This window comes from Planktothrix agardhii, from assembly GCF_904830935.1.
GTDB lineage: Bacteria > Cyanobacteriota > Cyanobacteriia > Cyanobacteriales > Microcoleaceae > Planktothrix > Planktothrix agardhii.
The window spans coordinates 2,323,796-2,342,437 of the sequence record NZ_LR882952.1; the positions used below are offsets into that span (position 1 = coordinate 2,323,796).

An 18,642-nucleotide genomic window follows, 5' to 3' on the forward strand; every position below is an offset into this window, starting at 1 on the left:
TCGGGTTAAAGTTGCCCAAAAATCGCTTGTTTCATTTCTCGGACGGCTCGCTCTAAGCCTACGAGAACTGCCCGACTTATTATTGTATGACCAATGTTGAGTTCTTCCATCCCTTCTAAGGCGGCAATGGGATAAACATTCCAATAGGTTAACCCATGTCCGGCATTAACCCGCAGTCCGGCTTCTAAGGCCCGTTGACATCCCTCGGCTAAAATCCCCAGTTCCCTAACCTGGTCTTCCCCTTTGGCCTCTGCATAACATCCCGTATGCAGTTCGATGAATTTAGCCCCTACTTGGGCCGAGGCTGCAATTTGTTCGGGGTTCGCATTAATAAACAAACTCACTGGAATTCCGGCTTCCTGTAGGGTGGTTACTACATCGGTCATCCGAGGAATTTGTCCGGCGATATCCAACCCCCCTTCGGTGGTGATTTCTTCCCGACGTTCGGGCACTAGGGTTACATAGTCGGGTTTGATGTCCAAAGCGATCGCCACCATTTCATCCGTCGCGGCCATTTCTAAATTTAGATGGGTTCTCACGGTTTGGCGCAATAGTCGCACATCCCGGTCTTGAATATGGCGTCGATCTTCGCGCAAATGCACCGTAATTCCATCAGCCCCCGCTAATTCCGCCAGCACAGCCCCCCCTACGGGATCGGGTTCAACGGTGCGACGGGCTTGGCGAATCGTGGCTATATGGTCAATATTGACTCCCAGTGTCGGCAATTTTTGTTCCTCCTTGTATTCATACCGTCTTTCACCTTGACAAATAATTCCACTGCGTTGAAACTCACACCCATGAAGGGGGACGAGCGTTCATCGAAAAATTGGGTAGAAACCCCGTCGTTCTACTTAGGCTTTATATTTTTAATTTAACACATTCACAAAAAGATATACTATAATGTGAGATATGGAAAAAGCATTCAATTACCGATTTTACCCAAGTCCAGAGCAAGAGTCGCTATTGCGACGCACTTTGGGTTGTGTAAGGTTGGTTTACAACAAGGCTCTCCATGAGAGAACTCAAGGATGGTACGAGAGGCAAGAAAAAATTGGATATAACCAAACATCCTCTATGCTGACCAAATGGAAAAAACAAGAAGACTTGGATTTTCTTAATGAAGTTAGCTGTGTACCAATACAACAAGGGTTGAGGCATCTTCAATCGGCATTTGCTAATTTCTTTGCCGGAAGGGCAAAATATCCTAGCTTCAAGAAAAAAAGGAATGGTGGTAGCGCTGAATTTACAAAGTCGGCATTTAAGTTTAAAGATGGAAAAATCTACCTGGCGAAAAATGTTGAACCTTTAGATATTAGATGGTCTAGGCAGATTCCAAAAGGATGTGAGCCGTCCTCTGTAACCGTTAAGATGCACCCGTCGGGACGTTGGCATATTTCCATTCGTTTCGATGATCTAACAATTAAGCCATTGCCTGTTAATGATAATGCGATTGGGATTGACTTGGGTATTACAAGCCTGATTGCCACCAGCAACGGTGAAAAAGTGTCTAACCCCAAACAATTTAAGAAGCATTACAAAAGACTGAAACGGGCGCAAAAGAATCTTTCTCGTAAACAAAAAGGTTCCAAGAATAGGGAAAAAGCGAGGATTAAGGTAGCAAAAGTTCACCTGAAAATTTCGGATTCCCGTAAAGATTTCTTACATAAGCTGACGACTAACTTGGTACGCGAAAATCAAACGATTGCCGTTGAGTCGTTAGCAGTTAAGAATATGATCAAAAACCACAAGCTCGCACTGGCTATTTCTGATAGCGGATGGAGTGAGTTGATTCGGCAATTAGATTACAAGTGTCTTTGGTATGGGCGTAATCTAGTTAAGATTGACCAATGGTTCCCTAGTTCTAAACGCTGCGGGAACTGTGGTCACACAATGGATAAATTGCCACTAAATATTCGTGAATGGAAATGCCCTAAGTGTGAGGTAATCCATGACCGAGATCTCAACGCGAGTAAAAATATTTTGGCTGCGGGACTCGCAGTGTCAGTCTGTGGAGCGAGTGTAAGACCCGAACAGAGTAAATCTGTGAAGGCAACTGCTAAGAAGCAGAAACCTAAATTGTGAAGTTTAGGAATCACCGTCAGTTTTACGGCGGTGAGGATGTCAATTTAACAATATTTAACCCGTAGATTTCTATTGCCCTATTGTTTCAGCTTAGAGCGAACAAATTCTGTCAATAGACTTGACAACAAAGCTCTCTACCATTGATAACAGACAATCAAAGACAGATTTTTAACCCATGACAACGGACAATCGACAAAAAAGAATCGCAATATTTGATAGTGGTGTGGGGGGATTAACGGTTTTAAGGGAACTGTACCGTCAACTGCCCAATGAATCCGTTCTTTACTTTGGAGATACGGCGCACTTGCCCTATGGAACCCGTTCAAAAGAGGAAATCTTGCAGTTTGTCCGCCCAATTATTCTTTGGGCAATGCAACAGGACGCCAAAATGGTTCTCATGGCCTGTAACACCAGTTCCGCCCTGGCTTTAGAAACGGTTCAAGATGAATTTGATATACCGATGCTAGGACTGATTCTTCCGGGTGCTCAAGCCTCAGTGCGACAAGGAAAACGGATTGGAGTGATTGCCACCCCCGCCACAGCCGCTAGTAATGCCTACCGCTATGCGATTCAAGAAACCGATCCATCGGTTCAAGTCTGGCAAGTGGGCTGTCCAGAATTTGTTCCCCTCATTGAACAAAACCGAATTCATGACCCTTACACCTATCAAGTGGCACGGGAATATTTAACCCCGTTAATTCAGCAGCAAATTGATACTCTGATTTATGGTTGTACCCATTATCCCCATTTAGCCCCAGTGTTGCGCTCAATCCTTCCGGCTCAGGTTCAGTTGGTTGACCCGGCAGTTTCTTTAGTTAAAGCTACTGTTAAGGAGTTAGAACTGTTAGGAATGCGGAATACTCAGCCCCCCAAACCAACGCGGTTTTGTGTGAGTGGCTGCCCTCAACAGTTTGCTGATCTTTCGGTGCAGTGGTTGGGATTCACTCCCGCAGTAGAGGCCACTACCCTACCCGTAATGGAACCCCTCACCGTCAGTAATCAGTAATTAATCAGTGTAGAGACACGCCATGGCACGCCCAAACTGTACTTGGTACTCCAAGTCAGTGTGGGTAGTTCACAAGATGTTTGTTGTATACTTAGCAAGGGCTAAGAGTAAATAAATCATCAGAACATAACCCGTGGCCAGAAGCGGGATGATTAAGGGCATATCGTTATAGAACATCATGAGTCAGCCTGAAGAAATAGGAGGAGGAGCAGCAGCACAGAAGTTTAAGACCCGCTACATCAGGTCAACAAGCGATCGCAACTGCCAGCGCTCTTGTGACCCACAAATAAAAAATTCCTACGGGAAATGAGAATTTCCCCGAAATGTTGCTAACACCGAAACTCAGGAGAGGAATCCCTACTGTAAAACCTAGGACTTTCTCATAAAACCCTAAATAGAGAATCTTCTAACTGATATCGTGGACAGCCTAATGACCAGAACGGAGTTAGAAGCTCGTCGAGAAGTCCTAACGGCTATCCTTAAAGCCAATAGATTAATTAGGTGGCGATAGATTTTCTTGAACCCAGTCGCTAGACCCGTTGTCCCTAATGTATAGAATTCTTTAAACTCTTACCCCTAAGATAACATAAAAATTAGAGAATGGTAGCGGTGCACGGAAATTTTTTTCAGAATTTGATCTGCCCACCGCGCCTAAAAAATAGAGTAGGGGAAAGAGGGCGCAAAATCTCCAGAAGCGACGTTTTGCAAGAGTTAAGGGTGGGTACTAAAACCTAGAAATTTTTGAGGATTACCCCTGGCTACGGAGAGTTCCCAAGACAATATTTTAGCAAAAATGCGATCCCCTGAGCCGAAACAGATTAGAATCAGACTATGATATGTAAAATTTTGTTAACTCAACGCCTGAGTTGGCTAATCCATGACATCGCAAACTCTTCTATTTTCGCCAGTTGAAGCAGACCTGCGGCAGTTGACCGATAACTTAAAACAGCTTGTCGGTGCGCGACATCCAATTTTGTATGCCGCCGCAGAACACCTGTTTAGTGTCAAAGGGAAACGGGTACGTCCTGCGATTGTCCTGTTAATTTCCCGAATGACAACGCCCGATCAAAATATTAGCCTGAAGCACCGGAGGTTGGCAGAAATCACAGAAATGATCCATACCGCCAGTCTCGTCCATGATGATGTCGTGGACGATTCTGAAATGCGTCGGGGAGTTCCAACGGTTCATAGTTTATTTAATAACCGAGTTGCGGTATTAGCTGGAGATTTTCTATTTGCTCAATCTTCTTGGTATTTAGCCAATTTGGATAACCTGGAAGTGGTAAAATTATTGTCTCAGGTAATTATGAATTTAGCGGAAGGAGAAATTCAACAGGGTCTTAATCGGTTTGATACAGGATTATCAATTGAAACCTACTTAGAAAAAAGCTATTATAAAACTGCTTCTTTGATTGCCAATAGTTCTAAAGCGGCTGGTGTTTTGAGTGAAGTTTCTCCGCAACAAACCGAAGATTTATACAACTATGGTCGCCATCTAGGTTTAGCCTTTCAAATTGTTGATGATATTTTGGATTTTACGGGTTTAACCGAGGAATTAGGTAAACCCGCAGCATCCGATCTCAAAAGTGGAAATTTAACCGCACCCACCCTTTATGCTTTAGAAGAAAAACCCCATCTGGAAACGTTAATTGAGCGAGAATTTGCTACGGATGGAGATTTAGAACAGGCTTTAACCTTAATTAAAGATAGCTCAGGGATTCAACGCTCTAGGGAGTTGGCTGCCTATCATGCCCAACAAGCGGTAAAGTATTTGGAATCTTTTCAAACTTGTGAATCTCGACAGGCGTTAATCGGTTTAGCAGATTATGTTTTAAGTCGGCTGTATTAAAAGGAGTTGACAGTTGACAGTTGACTGATGACGGTTAACTGTTAACTAAAAAGACAGTTATTGTTTGCATCCTGAAATCAATTAAGCTACATTTTCAGAAAAGAAAAACACCTTTCCTCCGTAGGCTCGTTGTAGATAATCTTCCTTCAAAACTTGTTGACGATTTCCCAGCGCAATTACCTCTTGATTTAGTAAAACCAAATCATCAAAATTAACAATAGATTCCCCCAAATCATGGTTAATTACAATCACAATTTTACCCGATGCTGCTAACTCTCGAAATAAACTAAAAATCACCGCTTCGGTTTTTTGATCAATGCCAACAAAGGGTTCATCAAAACAAAAAATATCAGATTCCTGGGCTAAAGATCTAGCTAAAAATACACGCTGTTGTTGACCGCCAGATAGTTGACCAATGGGGCGATGTTTATATTCAACCATTCCCACCCTTTCTAACGCTTGGGTGGCGATGCGACGGCTGACTCCAGAAAAAGGACGCAACCACCCGGTTTTCCGCACTCTCCCCATCATCACAATATCCCAAACCGTTGCCGGATAGTCCCAGTCAATTTGCGATCGCTGGGGAACATAGGCGACCCGTTGACGTTGCTGAATTAGGGGTTTTCCGTCATAGACCACCGCACCCGTCCCCACCGGAATTAAGCCCAACATCGCCTTCATTAAGGTACTTTTCCCCGCCCCATTCGGCCCAATAATCCCGGTTAGTCGTCCGGGTTGGATGTTTAGACAGATATCTCGTAACGCTTCCACCCCGCGATAGTTGACGCTGAGGTGACCGATATTTAGAGTATGGTTGGGATGGGGGAATTCTATAATGTTCATCTGTTTTCTATGCCCTTTTTGGGGATGATGATGTTTATAGTATATCATAAAAATGAAAATATTATGAAAGTTTAAAGATTATGTTGTCAATAATTGCTCAAAAGTCCTTTTGTATGCGGTTTTGGGGTGTTTTTTTCGGGATTATGTTAACGGGATTAAGTAGTTGTACTCAAGAAAAAATAAATAATTCTGTTAATAGTAATCAACCGAAAGTAGTATCAACCAGTACCATTATTGCTGATTTAACTGAACAAATTGCTGGGGATGAAATTGAACATCTAGGAATTTTAAAACCGGGTACAGATCCCCATGTTTATGAACCTGTGCCTCAAGATAGTATTGCTTTAGAAAAGGCGGATTTAATTCTTTATAATGGTTATAATTTAGAACCGGGATTAATTAAGTTAATTCGGGCGGCGGGAACTCAGGGAAAAAAAGTGGCGGTGGGGGAAGTGGTTAAACCTTTGGATTTTCAATATAAAGGACAAAAACAACCCGATCCTCATGTTTGGGGAACGGCTAAAAATGCTATTTTAATGGCGAATAAAATTAGGGATGAGTTGATTATTTTATCTCCTGAAGATCGGGATATTTTTACTAAAAATGCGACAAAATTGACCCAGGAATTAACTCAATTAGATATTTGGATTAATGAACAAATTGCCACTATTCCTCCTAAAAATAGAAAGTTAGTTACAACCCATGATGCGTTTCAATATTATGCTCATGATTATAAATTAGAGGTGATTGGGACATTAATTGGGATTAGTACGGAAGAACAACCGAGCGCAAAAACTGTTAAAACCTTAGCTAATTCGATTCAGAAAGCGGGGGTTCCAGCTATTTTTGCAGAAACTACAATTAACCCTCAATTAATTACAACGGTTGCGGAAGAATCGGGGGTTAAATTAGCTCCAGAGCAGTTATATTCTGATTCTATTGGCGCTCCAGGGAGTGCGGGAGAAACCTATATTAAAATGTTAGTTAAAAATACTCAAACTATTGTGGAAGCATTGGGAGGAAAATATACTCCTTATGCAGTTTTTTGAGGTTTCATAACTTCATAATTGTTTTGATCTTTTAGACTAAAAGCCACTTTGGTTGCGGGAATTCTGCCATCAAGGAGATTGAGATAATTACTTCTAAGCGATTCGCTAAACAAACTATATTGATTAATTAAGGCTTAGATTTTTCCAAGGCATTATTTTGAACAATATTATGATCTGTCAGAGGTTGATAATTGCCTAAAGTCAGGGTGAAATTATTGAAGAATACAATAGGTAAAATTCCTAAACTCATTAAACCTTTGTTTAACATAATTAACCTCTTTCTATATTTCCCATTCTCTGCTATAATACAATTATAAATTGATTCTAACAGGATCAGTTATTGTTTTTATTTTCGTTATTGAAATTTATGTGGGGAAACATGGCTAACTTATTAGTGACCGGGGTGGCAGGATTTGTGGGATTTCACCTGTGTCAACGTTTGTTAGACCGAGGAGACACCATCATCGGAATTGATAATCTCAATGATTATTATGATGTTTCTCTGAAACAAGCCCGTTTAGAACAGTTAAAAAACCGATCAGGATTTTCCTTTAAAAAATTAGATTTAGCGGATAGAGAGGGAATTAATCAGTTATTTGCTCAAGGAAATTTTGAACAAGTTGCCCATCTTGCCGCCCAAGCCGGGGTCAGATATTCTTTAAAAAATCCCTATGCTTATATTGATAGTAACCTAGTGGGATTTCTGAATATTTTAGAAGGGTGTCGTCACTCCCAAATTCAACATTTAGTATATGCGTCTTCGAGTTCTGTTTATGGGGCGAATAAAAAAATCCCGTTTTCAGTAGAAGATAATGTAGATTACCCGATTAGTTTATATGCAGCAACAAAAAAATCCAATGAATTAATTGCCCATAGTTACAGCCATTTATATCAGATTCCGATGACAGGATTGCGATTTTTTACCATTTATGGGCCTTGGGGTCGTCCCGATATGGCGATGTTTATTTTCACAAAAGCCATTCTCGAAGAAAAACCCATTGATGTGTTTAATTATGGCAAAATGCAACGGGATTTTACCTATATTGATGATATTGTAGAAGGAGTAATTAGAACATTAGATAGAATTCCCCAATCCGGTGAAAATCCCCATACAAACGCACCCTATAAACTGTATAATATTGGGAATAATCAACCGATTGAATTATTACATTTGATTGAAGTCTTAGAAACGGCATTAGGTAAACCTGCAATCAAAAATTTTATGCCCATTCAACCCGGAGATGTCCCGATAACCTATGCGGATGTCGATGCTTTAATTCAAGATATAGACTTTCAACCCAATACTTCTATTGAAGTCGGAGTCCAAAATTTTGTAGACTGGTATCGCTCCTATTATCGGGTTTAAAAATAGCGTTTTTAGGCTAAAATAGGCAACCATGGAAACTATTTATTTAGGTTGCTCACAGAGGAAAACCGTACTTCATAGGTTGGTATATACACCCTGGAGGAGATTGGCGATTTTATTTACAATTCGTTACACTGAAGTTATGAAAGACCAGAGGTTGAATCTACTTCTGGATTAGTATAAGAGGTAGCCAATATGAATGGCTCTATTCGCGTCGGTAATTTATTCGGTATCCCATTTTATATTAACCTTTCTTGGTTTCTGATTCTGGGATTAATGACCCTCAGTTATGGGGGAAATTTGGGATCTCAATTTCCACAATTAGGTTTAGGACTGTCATTATTTCTCGGATTAATTGCCGCATTGCTTCTATTTGCTTCGGTTTTAGCCCATGAATTAGGACATAGTTTTGTAGCAATCAAACAAGGAATTCAGGTTAAATCTATTACGTTATTTTTGTTTGGGGGATTAGCCGGGTTAGACCAAGAAGCGAAAACTCCCGCCGGGGCTTTCTGGATTGCCATTGCTGGGCCGTTAGTCAGTTTATTGTTATTTTTGGGGTTGCATTTTATTGGCTCCTATTTGCTAGTAACAGGGCCTTTATCGGCTTTAGTTAATCTCTTGGCTTATGTTAATTTAGCCCTAGCAATCTTTAATTTAATTCCCGGTTTACCCCTTGATGGTGGGAATATTCTTAAAGCTTTGGTTTGGAGAATTACCGGGAATCAATATCAGGGGACTCTATTTGCAAGTCGAGCGGGTCAAGGATTAGGTTTAATCGGAATTTCATTGGGATTTTTACCCCTGTTAATCTCCGGTGGGTCTCCTAATTTCTGGACAGTTTTGATTGGGTGGTTTGTATTTAGTAATGCTGGGGTTTTAGCCAAGGATGCCAAGCTGCGGAATAAATTATCGGGTTTTACCGCCGAAGATGCTTTAGTGAATCAAAATTCCGTGGTTTCTCAAGACATTTCATTAAGAACTTTTGTCAATGATTATATTATTGGAAAACCGGCAATTCAACAATTTTTAGTCATCAATGAAGTAGGCAAATTAGTCGGGCAAATTAGCGGAGATGACCTTAAACCTATTCCTACAGCGCAATGGCCTGTAACTCATATTGAAACAGTCATGAAACCCGTTGTTACAACAATTATTGATGCTAAACAATCCCTATTAGAAGTAGTGAATTTATTGGAACAACAACAGTTAAATGAAGTTACGGTGGTTCGGAATGGGGTGTTAGTGGGATTTATTGAAAAAGCATCAATTCGTCGTTTATTAGATGAATCGACTTCCTAATCGTGATGGCGATTGCTATAACAAAAACCCGGTTTATGGATTTAAACCTTTGCTAACGCTTCAATTGCGGCTTCTAATGCTAAGGAAATATGTGTCCAATGGGTTCCACCTTGACAGAAAACAATATAAGGTTCTCTTAACGGCCCATCGGCGGAAAATTCCGAGGTACTCCCATCAATAAAAGTTCCCCCCGCCATGACTAAATGACTTTCATATCCGTGCATTTCTGCGGGTACGGGTTCCAGATAGGAACCAATCGGAGAATATTGTTGAATCGCCCGACAAAAGGCAATTAACTTATTAGGAGAACCTAACTCAATGGCTTGAATCACATCCCTTCTTGGTTCAAACGGTAAAGGATTAACAGGGTATCCTAATTGATTAAAAACATAAGAGGTTAAATGGGTTCCTTTAATTGCTTCTCCCACCATTTGAGGCGCTAAAAATAACCCTTGAAACAGAATCCGATTCTGATCAAAAGTTGCCCCTCCACTGCTACCAATACCCGGCGCTGTTAATCGACAGGTTGCCGCTTCCACCAAATCTTCCCGCCCAGCAACATAACCCCCCGCTTGTACAATAGTTCCCCCCGGATTTTTAATTAAAGAACCCGCCATTAAATCCACACCAACGGCCGTTGGTTCCCGATTTTCAATAAATTCTCCATAACAATTATCCACAAAACAAATAGTATGGGGATTCTGTTTTTTAACAATATTAACAATTTTCTCAATCTCATCAATCGACAAACTCAAACGCCAGGAATAGCCGCAGGAACGCTGAATTAAAACCATACGGGTTTTAGCAGTTATTGCCGACCGTAGACCCTCCCAATCAATTTTTCCTTGAACAGTTAGCTCCAATTGGCGGTAAGATATGCCAAAGTCTAATAATGAACCTTGACCTTGACCGCGCACACCGATGACCTCCTCCAAGGTATCGTAGGGAGTGCCAGTTACCGCCAGCAGTTCGTCCCCAGGACGCAAACAGCCAAATAGGGCACAGGTAATGGCGTGGGTTCCAGAAACAAACTGCACTCGTACCGCAGCAGATTCGGCCCCCATAATCTCGGCAAAGACTTGATCCAAGGTTTGACGTCCCAAATCATCGTGGCCATAGCCTGTAACACCTGCAAAGTGGTGAGTTCCAACTCGGTAGCGACGGAAGGAATCTAAAACTCGTTTAAGATTATGCTTGACCTGCGTGTCAATACCAGAAAAAATCGGAAATAGTTCCTGTTCTGCTTCTTTTAGCTGTTCGATGCTGGATATCATCACTGAACTCAATCAATTTGTGGGCGGTGCATATTATGACGCAAATAGGACTCTTTTGTTAAAAAAAAAGCTCGAATTTTCGTTTCTTCATGACGATTGCAACTTCACCTCAATATAAGCCCGACTGGATCACCATTGCTTTTATGGTGTCACTCCATGCTGCCGCGCTGCTGGCATTTTTACCCGGTAACTTTAGCTGGCCCGCCGTAGGTCTAGCTCTATTTTTACATTGGGTGACGGGAGGCTTAGGAATTACCCTAGGATTTCACCGCCTGGTTAGCCATCGCAGTTTTGAGGCTCCCAAATGGCTAGAATATTTTTTAATTTTTTGTGGAACCCTCGCTTGCCAAGGAGGGCCGATTGATTGGATCGGGTTACACCGTCTCCATCATCAATATTCCGATTACGATCAAGATCCCCATGATTCCACAAAAGGTTTTTGGTGGAGTCACATGGGCTGGATGTTGTTCCATACTCCGGCGGATGAAGAAATTCCCCGTTTCACAAAAGATATTTCCGATGACCCAGTATATCAGTTCTTCCAAACCTACTTCTTGGTAATTCAAGTGGTATTTGGATTCTTGCTGTATCTAATGGGCGGTTGGCCTTTTGTGGTTTGGGGTATTTTCTTTCGGGTGGTGGTGATGTTCCACTGCACCTGGTTTGTGAATAGTGCTACTCACAAATTTGGCTATCAAACCTACGAATCGGGGGATTCCTCCCGTAACTGCTGGTGGGTCGCCGTTGTTACCTATGGTGAGGGTTGGCATAATAATCACCATGCTTTTCAATATTCCGCCCGTCACGGTTTGGAATGGTGGGAAATTGACTTAACCTGGATGACCATTGCGCTGTTACAAGCGTTGGGGTTAGCCCAAAAAGTAAAATTACCCCCCGCCAATGCTGAAGCCCAACGTATCTAAAATTGCCGATTACCCTGAACAACGTGCTTCAGGGTCATTAGGGCTTCTAAACCTATTAACCCCCGACGATATCCTTTCTGGTTAGAAATTCCCAGAAAAATTGCGTCTCCTCGGTTCAAGTGACGGGAAAATCGAGGAGACGCATTAATAAAGGTCAAGGCACTATTGACATCCTGCGCAAATTTTCGACTCTCGGAATAGGATTCGGTGGCTAAACAGTTTGCGTGACCGCTACTATTGGTATTCATCCAAATAATAGCTTGTTGTAAATGATCTACCCTTTTAAAAGCAACGGTGCGAGTTAAATAAGGTCTTGACCATTCTGTTGTTTCTGCTAAAATTAATTCCGAAAATTCTTGAGCGAGCCCTTCATCTCCTCGCAGTTCAAATCCAGCTTCCCGTAAGTTATTCCATAATCGCACTAGGGATGAGCTTTTTTGATTAGGATCAATCAGAACTTTTTCAATGGCATTAACGGCATCCGGTTTACCATCATGACTATCTAAGATCATCCATCGCACCGTATCCACACTTGCCGTAGATGACCAGTATAAATAACAATTTCCCATGGCGGAACGCAAGACGGGAACCGTAGATTGATTTACGACCTGCTGCACAAAATTGGGGCGACCGTAGGGAATGACTAAATTGATATATTTGTCTTGAGTAATTAACTGTTTAATCGGAGTATGGGGTTCTGACGGCAGCATTTCTAAACAGCCTGGGGGAAGTCCTGATTCCTCTAAGGCGAGTTGCAAGGTTTGAACAATCATCTGATTAGAATGGCTGGCTTCTGTTCCCCCTAACAGCACTAAACTATTGGCGGTTTTTAAACAGAGTCCCGTCGCAATCGCCGCTAATTCGGGGAAGGCTTCATAAACCAACGCCACTACCCCCAGGGGAATCGGTTGAAAGTAGGTTTGTCCCTGTTCAAGTTGATAGGAAGCACTCATCACCCGACCAATGGGATCGGGCAGTTGTCCCAGACGTTCTAAAATTTGAACGGTGGTTTCTAAGCGTTCTGGGGTGAGTTTCAGCCAGTCGGTGATTAATTCCGATAACCCTAGGTTGCGACTGGCTTCTAAGTCGAGGGTATTGGCTTCTAAGATGTCATTCTGTCGCGATCGCAATGCTTTCGCCATCAGTTGCAAGGCGAGACTTCGATCTGCCCCTCTAGTTTTGGCTAATTCAAAACTAGCAAGGTAAGCACGACGCAAAGGATTATCGGTCGGAAGGAGAGAGAAATCATCAATTATCATGCCGCTAACGCCTGTAAGCGAGCCAAACCATCAATGCGGGTAACATCGCCAACACAATAGCAACCATCGCCCATAACACCAGATTTGGCCCAGGTGAATACAAGGCTAATGGTAACCAGATCACTAATGGAACTAGGAGCATCCCCAAAGCCATAGGTAGATAATGGGCTTTTAACCCTGGACTGGCTTTATTCCATTGATGACCTGTCCAATGCCAAGCCTGCTTATAAGGATAATGGGTGGCGAGTTGTTCTAAGCAATAACCACTCTCATCGACAACGAAAATTTGCTGACAGCGATCGCAGCCAAAGGCTTCCGTCAGCGCAATGGGAACTAGCCGCCCCTTTCGCCGACAAGGGCAAGGATAATCCCCATTCAAATCAATCTTTTGAGCTTTTTGGGATGGCACAAGCGATCGGTTAATTTAATAATGTTTTACGATAATTAAGTCAAAACTGGCTATTTGCAATTATTATACTCAACTCCATCCTTCCTAGTATCCTTTCCTCGTTCCTTCGTTCAAGCAAGCGATCGCCACTTTTACACTCTTTTATTGTAGAGCCAGCGATCGCCACTTTTAGACTCTTATTTGCTTGTTGATTCTGATTCAAAATTGCCAAAAATTTTAATAAATTTTCACACTCTCTCTAATGTTTTTCCGAAAAGTTGAGGTTTGGGTAAAGGCTCATCATTGTTCACTGCCGACTCTATCAGTAGTTCTAAAACTTCTTGTGCATTCTTTAACGCTTCTTCATGGGTATCCCCATGGGTGTGACAATGTTCTCCCCATTCAGGAAGGCTGACCACATAACACTGATCTTCATCTGACCATTGAATAATAATGGTATAAGAGCTTTTCATCGTTGTTGATCCTCCTTGATTTTAGCAAGTGTATTTAAAGCATTTATAACATCTCGTTCTTGATCGGGTTTGGCATCATTCCCATCCTTTCCTGATAAGATTACTTTTCCGGGTAAAAGTGGATGTGACCATTTTGTATGGCTTCCTTTACCCGGTTCCTCAGTAAAACCTGCTTTCAGAAGAAGGTTTTTTAATTCCCTAATTTTCTTTGGCATTTTTCCAGGTTAGCTTAATAGGCATAATTTTAATCGGTTTTTGGCAGAATTTTGCATAAGATTAACTGATTATATTCGGGCAAAAAGGTAGGGATGTCGATAATTTTAATTAATCTTTTCTTCCTTTACTTCTTCAGTTTCCTCTTGAGGAGTTAACTCTTTTTGCACTGCCTTGGGTTCCATAATTAGAGTCTGAATCGGTTTATTTGAACTGTTTATATTGTCGTTTTGCTGTTGATTATTTGGATTTTGATCGTTGGATTGGATATAGAACCAAATTCCTAAAGCTAAAGAGATGCAAAACAATATAGCCAAAACAGATATAACTATTCTTTTTTGAATGGGTCTTTTATGTTCTTTACTATTATCTCCAGACCCGACTTTTGAAGGTCTGTCATAGCTGTTATAGCTTTGTTGATGACCTTGAATCCTTCTTCCATCATCTCGAAAGTGATCTCCTGCGTTTGATTTACCTCCGGGTTCATCAACAAATTTTGCTAATCCTCGCCAAACTTTTGCCTCTCTAAAATCAGCCTTACTTTGAATTCCTGTAACTACCACTAAAGGTCTATCTTTTTTAGGTAAGGATTGTTTTTTCAAATCATCTGCTAATTTTGCTAATTGTTTAATACTCTCATCGGTCTCATCAGATTTTTTCTCTAATTCCTTTTTTATCTCTAATTTATCGTCTTTATCGTCTGCTTCTAATAATTTAGAAGGTGAGGAATCCTCTTTCTCTTTTTCTAAAAGGTTTTTTAGGGATTTAAAGACTACAGTAAAACCGTTTTCTTCTTGAAAACTGTTTTCTTCTTCATCATTTACACAAGCATCTATACTCTGCTTGAGTTCAATTTCACCAGTAAAAAGTAATAAAATTTTACTAGCTAAATTACGGATTAATGCCTCATTATCGTCATTATCTTCTACGATCCACACTATAGAAATACGAATAATTCTATTTTGGTAATCTCGTCTTTTAGAAGAAATACCTGTCACAATTAATACGAATTCATTACTTTTGCGACCTATTAGGAGTGAAGGAGAATCTTGTTGCAACAAGCCAAGAAAACTTTTAATAATATTTGGCTTTTCAATAATTTTTTGTTGTTCATCAATCCAATTGTAATCATGTTCTGGAGATTTACCAGCACTCTCAACAAAAATTTTCATCTTTAGCTCCTTAACCAAGTTTATAAGTATTTTGATCCTTGAAGTTATAAGTATTTTTCTCCTTGAAGAACAACAAAGCCATCTTTTGGATTACTTTTGCAATTCTCAGCTACTTTTTGCGCTGCTTGCTTAAGATCTTGATCCAAATTAAAAAAAGCTCGAACAGGACTTACGCAGTTACGCTATATATAGCGTACTAATGAGTTAGCGATGCCGACAGGCGGCGGTACTGCCATCGCGCTCGTAACTCAAACGAGATCGCTTTAACCGGATAACCTCTTAAAGTCCCCCAATTTTGGGGGATTTAGGGGGCAAATATTGCAGCTTGATAAATCTGTTCTAAAACTGCTGATAAATCCTTCATAACCTTAGCATCCTAAACACTATACATTTCAAGCCATCTAGCCCCCTAGCCCCCAAAATTGGGGGAAAAATAAATAATTAGGACTTTTGAGCCTGTTTTTTTGAACAATCATGAAAAAATCCTCAGTTAACCTGATGGGGTCAATCTGAGGATTTGTCATGGCGCTAAAGCGCCAACTATAAAGTTTCTAAGCGGGTGATGGGATTCGAACCCACGACATCAACCTTGGCAAGGTTGCGCTCTACCACTGAGCTACACCCGCAACTCGTTCACCTTTTCTATGATTCCAAAAATCTTGAGATTTGTCAACCCCTTTTCCAAAAATTTTTAGAACCTGAGAGATTAAAGGGTTTCCGAATGCTGTTTTACCCGTTCCCCAGTTAAAGCTGGACTAGCACTCCCAGATAAAACCGCCGTAGAATCCACCGTTGTTGCTGCACTTTGCTTAATTTGACGCATTAAATTCGCCATCTCAATCGCATCCATCGCATAGTTCCAACCGTGATTAGCCTTGATTCCGGCTCGTTCTAGGGCTTGCTGCATGGTGTCGGTGGTCAGAACTCCGAAAATTACCGGAACACCCGTTTGAAACGCCGTAGCCGCGATCCCTTTGGAAACTTCCGATGAGACATAATCAAAATGGGGCGTTTGTCCCTTAATTACGGCTCCTAAACAAATAATCGCATCATAGCGACGGGTTAGGGCTAACTGATGAGCTACTAATGGAATCTCAAAACTACCCGGAACCCAAGCATAATCGACTTGTGTTCCCTGGGGATCGGGATCAATCCCATGTCGTTTTAAACAATCTTGACATCCTTCTAAAAGTTTGGTTGTGATCAAATCATTAAACCGACCAATCACCATGGCAAACCTTAAGGAGTTTGTCTGGGTAAAATTTCCCTCAAAAACCGCCATTTTTGTTATCCGATCCTTTTTGTTAACAAAAGTTAACAAATATATAATTTAAGAAATAAACCCATAGGGAATTCCAGGTTAGACCGCTTAAGGCAATTGTCCCAAACCGTCTAACCTTCAATTCCCCTTCTGAATTAAACCACTAGGTAGTTTAATACACCAACCAAAATCACTAACACGAACCAAAGACCGGAACCCACATAAAGCAAAGGCTTAGATTGGCTCCAGTATTGGGGGGAGGCATAGGCAAAGGGAACGCCTACTACCAGTAAAAAGGATAAAATCACCAGTGCCGCAAGGACAACTTGAAACAGAATTGTTAACATTGTTTTTTCCCAACTTGACTTGGCAGTAAGTAAAAATACTGCTGACAGGCTCACCGAATCCTGTTTAGCGGTTTAATTATTAAAACTACCAGAAATTGCCACTCGTGAGAAGAAGTTAAACGGTTAGTCCAGGGGAGTAGGGGGGCAGGGGAGACAGGGGAGGTGGGACTTTGTTGATTTTTCGTTACAAAAATCTAAAATTGCCCTATGGTGATCTCAGACGCCTATGGGGAGTGACGAAAATTAATTAAGAGTTTGATGAGAATCACTGTGAAATCCCGGAGTTATTCTTATACTAACTAAGAGGTTAATAAAAAAACAAATATTCCTAACCTGATTTTACTCCCTCTGTTTATAAATGGCCATCATTAAATCATTTTCCAGGCTTTGCCTAAAATCATGGATGGTAGGGCAGTATAAGTAATATCACCGGAACGGAAAAGCTGAATCCTACGTCACCCCCGATCAAGGGTGTCCCGTTGGTTAGCTAACCCCCGTAAGTGCAGCCTCTGATTACTGGAGCAACTGAGATAGAAACTATGCCAGCCACTAAAATTGATGCCGAGAACAACTTAAACCCCTCTTTTCAGGACTATTCTGAGCCTGATGAGGTAATGAATCAGGATCTTGAGCCTGATTTGGATGATTTAATTGATTTGGAGATAGAGAATGCCAGCGATGTCAAACTCCAGAAACCCAACAATAATCGTCGTACAACAGATTTAGTTCGATTGTATCTCCAAGAAATTGGTCGGGTGCGTCTGTTGGGGCGGGATGAAGAAGTATCAGAAGCCCAAAAGGTACAGCGTTATCTGAGGTTAGTTGACTTACGGGACAATGCTGCCGAGCAGGATGAGGGACTGATTAATACTTATGTGCGATTGATCAAAACCCGGGATAAATTATCGGCTCAGTTGGGTCATCGTCCATCTTTAGAGCGATGGGCAACAACGGCTGGGGTTGATGTAGCCGAACTCAAGCCGATGTTAGCAACAGGAAAAAGGTGTTGGGCAGAAATCGCGGGTTTGACCGTTGAGGAATTGGATCAGATTCAAACCGAAGGGATACAGTCCAAAGACCGGATGATTAAAGCGAATTTGCGTTTAGTGGTATCGGTGGCAAAGAAATATCAGAACCGAGGTTTAGAACTACTAGATTTAATTCAAGAAGGAACTTTAGGATTGGAACGGGCGGTGGAGAAGTTTGACCCGACCCGGGGATATCGTTTTAGTACCTATTCTTATTGGTGGATTCGTCAAGGGATTACCCGGGCGATCGCTACCCAAAGCCGCACGATTCGTCTTCCGGTTCATATTACCGAAAAACTGAATAAAATTAAAAAAGCACAACGGAAAATTTCCCAGGAAAAAGGTCGTACCGCCACCATTGATGATATTGCCCATGAGTTAGAAATGACTCCGGTTCAAGTCCGAGAAGTGTTGCTTCGGGTTCCCCGTTCTGTGTCTTTGGAAACGAAGGTAGGAACGGATAAAGATACGGAATTAGGGGATTTACTCGAAACCGAGGAGGTCACACCGGAAGAAATGCTGATGCGTGAATCTTTGCATAAGGATTTACAAAACCTTTTAGCGGATTTAAGTAGTCGGGAACGGGATGTGATTTTGATGCGCTATGGTTTGGGGGATGGACACCCCTATTCCCTGGCGGAAATTGGTCGGGCACTGGAATTATCCCGGGAGCGAGTCCGTCAAATTGAGGCTAAAGCTCTACAAAAACTGCGTCAACCTAAACGGCGTAACCGGGTTCGGGATTATTTGGAGTCTTTGAGTTAATCCTTAATCGTTTATAGAATGGGCTTTCATAGCTCCCGATAA

Annotated in this window: 19 protein-coding genes and 1 tRNA gene; 8 read left to right on the forward strand and 12 right to left on the reverse strand. The window is 41.6% G+C overall.

Translation table 11 applies throughout. The features are described from left to right. Window positions 1–5 precede the first annotated feature (5 nt). Entirely contained in the window at window positions 6–725 is a 720-nt protein-coding gene (locus tag NMG88_RS10785) for a pyridoxine 5'-phosphate synthase (RefSeq protein ID WP_026788484.1), read from the reverse strand. A 184-nt stretch (window positions 726–909) separates the two neighbouring features. On the opposite strand from NMG88_RS10785, the gene NMG88_RS10790 reads away from it, so the two are divergent. The 3 genes from NMG88_RS10790 to sds all read left to right on the forward strand — a co-directional run bounded on the left by NMG88_RS10790 (window position 910) and on the right by sds (window position 4,937). Continuing rightward, the gene (locus tag NMG88_RS10790; protein ID WP_042155339.1) at window positions 910–2,082 is read left to right on the forward strand and encodes an RNA-guided endonuclease InsQ/TnpB family protein; all 1,173 of its coding nucleotides are present in this window, start codon (window positions 910–912) and stop codon (window positions 2,080–2,082) included. Between the two features lie 175 nt (window positions 2,083–2,257). Continuing rightward, window positions 2,258–3,088 carry a glutamate racemase gene (gene murI / locus NMG88_RS10795; protein WP_042155336.1) on the forward strand — a complete coding sequence of 277 codons (831 nt, stop codon included), beginning with the start codon at window positions 2,258–2,260 and terminating at the stop codon, window positions 3,086–3,088. A gap of 877 nt (window positions 3,089–3,965) precedes the next feature. Beyond that, window positions 3,966–4,937, forward strand: coding sequence for a solanesyl diphosphate synthase (gene sds, locus NMG88_RS10800; protein WP_042155334.1), 972 nt, complete (start codon window positions 3,966–3,968; stop codon window positions 4,935–4,937). 81 nt (window positions 4,938–5,018) lie between these two features. On the opposite strand, the gene NMG88_RS10805 is transcribed toward sds, so the two are convergent. Continuing rightward, window positions 5,019–5,780, reverse strand: coding sequence for a metal ABC transporter ATP-binding protein (locus tag NMG88_RS10805; protein ID WP_042157695.1), 762 nt, complete (start codon window positions 5,778–5,780; stop codon window positions 5,019–5,021). An 80-nt stretch (window positions 5,781–5,860) separates the two neighbouring features. Here NMG88_RS10805 and NMG88_RS10810 point away from each other — a divergent pair, with 80 nt between their 5' ends. After that, window positions 5,861–6,829, forward strand: a complete 969-nt coding sequence (locus NMG88_RS10810) for a metal ABC transporter solute-binding protein, Zn/Mn family (RefSeq protein ID WP_235751759.1) — start codon at window positions 5,861–5,863, stop codon at window positions 6,827–6,829. Window positions 6,830–6,956: 127 nt separating this feature from the next. Here the strand turns inward: NMG88_RS10810 and NMG88_RS10815 are convergent, their stop codons facing one another. Continuing rightward, complete coding sequence (locus tag NMG88_RS10815) at window positions 6,957–7,097, reverse strand: hypothetical protein (RefSeq protein WP_235751758.1); 141 nt, start codon at window positions 7,095–7,097, stop codon at window positions 6,957–6,959. A gap of 111 nt (window positions 7,098–7,208) precedes the next feature. Here NMG88_RS10815 and NMG88_RS10820 point away from each other — a divergent pair, with 111 nt between their 5' ends. Both NMG88_RS10820 and NMG88_RS10825 read left to right on the forward strand, forming a co-directional pair. Then, the gene (locus NMG88_RS10820; RefSeq protein WP_026788475.1) at window positions 7,209–8,195 is read left to right on the forward strand and encodes an NAD-dependent epimerase; all 987 of its coding nucleotides are present in this window, start codon (window positions 7,209–7,211) and stop codon (window positions 8,193–8,195) included. A 195-nt stretch (window positions 8,196–8,390) separates the two neighbouring features. Then, window positions 8,391–9,497, forward strand: coding sequence for a site-2 protease family protein (locus NMG88_RS10825; RefSeq protein ID WP_027249769.1), 1,107 nt, complete (start codon window positions 8,391–8,393; stop codon window positions 9,495–9,497). Window positions 9,498–9,538: 41 nt separating this feature from the next. Here the strand turns inward: NMG88_RS10825 and NMG88_RS10830 are convergent, their stop codons facing one another. Further along, window positions 9,539–10,771, reverse strand: a complete 1,233-nt coding sequence (locus NMG88_RS10830) for a methionine gamma-lyase family protein (protein ID WP_173401008.1) — start codon at window positions 10,769–10,771, stop codon at window positions 9,539–9,541. An 89-nt stretch (window positions 10,772–10,860) separates the two neighbouring features. Here NMG88_RS10830 and NMG88_RS10835 point away from each other — a divergent pair, with 89 nt between their 5' ends. After that, the gene (locus NMG88_RS10835) at window positions 10,861–11,694 is read left to right on the forward strand and encodes an acyl-CoA desaturase (RefSeq protein ID WP_026788471.1); all 834 of its coding nucleotides are present in this window, start codon (window positions 10,861–10,863) and stop codon (window positions 11,692–11,694) included. On the opposite strand, the gene NMG88_RS10840 is transcribed toward NMG88_RS10835, so the two are convergent. From NMG88_RS10840 to psbZ, 8 genes are all read right to left on the reverse strand, one after another. Then, window positions 11,691–12,953, reverse strand: coding sequence for a glutamate-5-semialdehyde dehydrogenase (locus NMG88_RS10840; RefSeq protein WP_026794930.1), 1,263 nt, complete (start codon window positions 12,951–12,953; stop codon window positions 11,691–11,693). The two genes, NMG88_RS10835 and NMG88_RS10840, sit on opposite strands and share 4 nt — an antisense overlap. Window positions 12,954–12,957: 4 nt before the next feature. Then, complete coding sequence (locus tag NMG88_RS10845; RefSeq protein ID WP_026788469.1) at window positions 12,958–13,362, reverse strand: hypothetical protein; 405 nt, start codon at window positions 13,360–13,362, stop codon at window positions 12,958–12,960. 227 nt (window positions 13,363–13,589) lie between these two features. Continuing rightward, window positions 13,590–13,814: a type II toxin-antitoxin system HicB family antitoxin gene (locus NMG88_RS10850; RefSeq protein WP_141294437.1), complete on the reverse strand. Its 225-nt coding sequence runs from the start codon at window positions 13,812–13,814 to the stop codon at window positions 13,590–13,592. Then, complete coding sequence (locus NMG88_RS10855; protein ID WP_042155324.1) at window positions 13,811–14,029, reverse strand: type II toxin-antitoxin system HicA family toxin; 219 nt, start codon at window positions 14,027–14,029, stop codon at window positions 13,811–13,813. The genes NMG88_RS10850 and NMG88_RS10855 overlap by 4 nt, the downstream gene beginning before the upstream one ends. Window positions 14,030–14,134: 105 nt before the next feature. Continuing rightward, window positions 14,135–15,199 (reverse strand): hypothetical protein, encoded by a 1,065-nt coding sequence (locus NMG88_RS10860; protein WP_254035414.1) that lies wholly within the window; start codon window positions 15,197–15,199, stop codon window positions 14,135–14,137. A gap of 554 nt (window positions 15,200–15,753) precedes the next feature. Further along, window positions 15,754–15,825 (reverse strand) — tRNA-Gly (locus NMG88_RS10865). Between the two features lie 80 nt (window positions 15,826–15,905). Next, on the reverse strand, window positions 15,906–16,481 hold the full coding sequence (gene ribH / locus NMG88_RS10870; protein ID WP_081693730.1) for a 6,7-dimethyl-8-ribityllumazine synthase: 576 nt from the start codon (window positions 16,479–16,481) through the stop codon (window positions 15,906–15,908). A 134-nt stretch (window positions 16,482–16,615) separates the two neighbouring features. Beyond that, the gene (psbZ, locus tag NMG88_RS10875; protein ID WP_026788463.1) at window positions 16,616–16,807 is read right to left on the reverse strand and encodes a photosystem II reaction center protein PsbZ; all 192 of its coding nucleotides are present in this window, start codon (window positions 16,805–16,807) and stop codon (window positions 16,616–16,618) included. 539 nt (window positions 16,808–17,346) lie between these two features. Here psbZ and sigC point away from each other — a divergent pair. Continuing rightward, on the forward strand, window positions 17,347–18,600 hold the full coding sequence (gene sigC / locus NMG88_RS10880) for an RNA polymerase sigma factor SigC (protein ID WP_042155320.1): 1,254 nt from the start codon (window positions 17,347–17,349) through the stop codon (window positions 18,598–18,600). Window positions 18,601–18,642 lie beyond the last annotated feature (42 nt).

Excerpts from the sequence above, each read along its gene's own strand:
- NMG88_RS10815 (WP_235751758.1), bottom strand. The coding sequence starts at position 7,097 with ATGTTAAACAAAGGTTTAATGAGTTTAGGAATTTTACCTATTGTATTC.
- NMG88_RS10840 (WP_026794930.1), bottom strand. The coding sequence starts at position 12,953 with ATGATAATTGATGATTTCTCTCTCCTTCCGACCGATAATCCTTTGCGT.
- sigC (WP_042155320.1), top strand. The coding sequence starts at position 17,347 with ATGCCAGCCACTAAAATTGATGCCGAGAACAACTTAAACCCCTCTTTT.
- NMG88_RS10820 (WP_026788475.1), top strand. The coding sequence starts at position 7,209 with ATGGCTAACTTATTAGTGACCGGGGTGGCAGGATTTGTGGGATTTCAC.
- NMG88_RS10860 (WP_254035414.1), bottom strand. The coding sequence starts at position 15,199 with ATGAAAATTTTTGTTGAGAGTGCTGGTAAATCTCCAGAACATGATTAC.
- NMG88_RS10850 (WP_141294437.1), bottom strand. The coding sequence starts at position 13,814 with ATGAAAAGCTCTTATACCATTATTATTCAATGGTCAGATGAAGATCAG.
- NMG88_RS10790 (WP_042155339.1), top strand. The coding sequence starts at position 910 with ATGGAAAAAGCATTCAATTACCGATTTTACCCAAGTCCAGAGCAAGAG.
- psbZ (WP_026788463.1), bottom strand. The coding sequence starts at position 16,807 with ATGTTAACAATTCTGTTTCAAGTTGTCCTTGCGGCACTGGTGATTTTA.
- sds (WP_042155334.1), top strand. The coding sequence starts at position 3,966 with ATGACATCGCAAACTCTTCTATTTTCGCCAGTTGAAGCAGACCTGCGG.
- ribH (WP_081693730.1), bottom strand. The coding sequence starts at position 16,481 with ATGGCGGTTTTTGAGGGAAATTTTACCCAGACAAACTCCTTAAGGTTT.
- NMG88_RS10855 (WP_042155324.1), bottom strand. The coding sequence starts at position 14,029 with ATGCCAAAGAAAATTAGGGAATTAAAAAACCTTCTTCTGAAAGCAGGT.
- NMG88_RS10835 (WP_026788471.1), top strand. The coding sequence starts at position 10,861 with ATGACGATTGCAACTTCACCTCAATATAAGCCCGACTGGATCACCATT.
- NMG88_RS10830 (WP_173401008.1), bottom strand. The coding sequence starts at position 10,771 with ATGATATCCAGCATCGAACAGCTAAAAGAAGCAGAACAGGAACTATTT.
- NMG88_RS10810 (WP_235751759.1), top strand. The coding sequence starts at position 5,861 with ATGTTGTCAATAATTGCTCAAAAGTCCTTTTGTATGCGGTTTTGGGGT.
- NMG88_RS10825 (WP_027249769.1), top strand. The coding sequence starts at position 8,391 with ATGAATGGCTCTATTCGCGTCGGTAATTTATTCGGTATCCCATTTTAT.
- NMG88_RS10805 (WP_042157695.1), bottom strand. The coding sequence starts at position 5,780 with ATGAACATTATAGAATTCCCCCATCCCAACCATACTCTAAATATCGGT.
- murI (WP_042155336.1), top strand. The coding sequence starts at position 2,258 with ATGACAACGGACAATCGACAAAAAAGAATCGCAATATTTGATAGTGGT.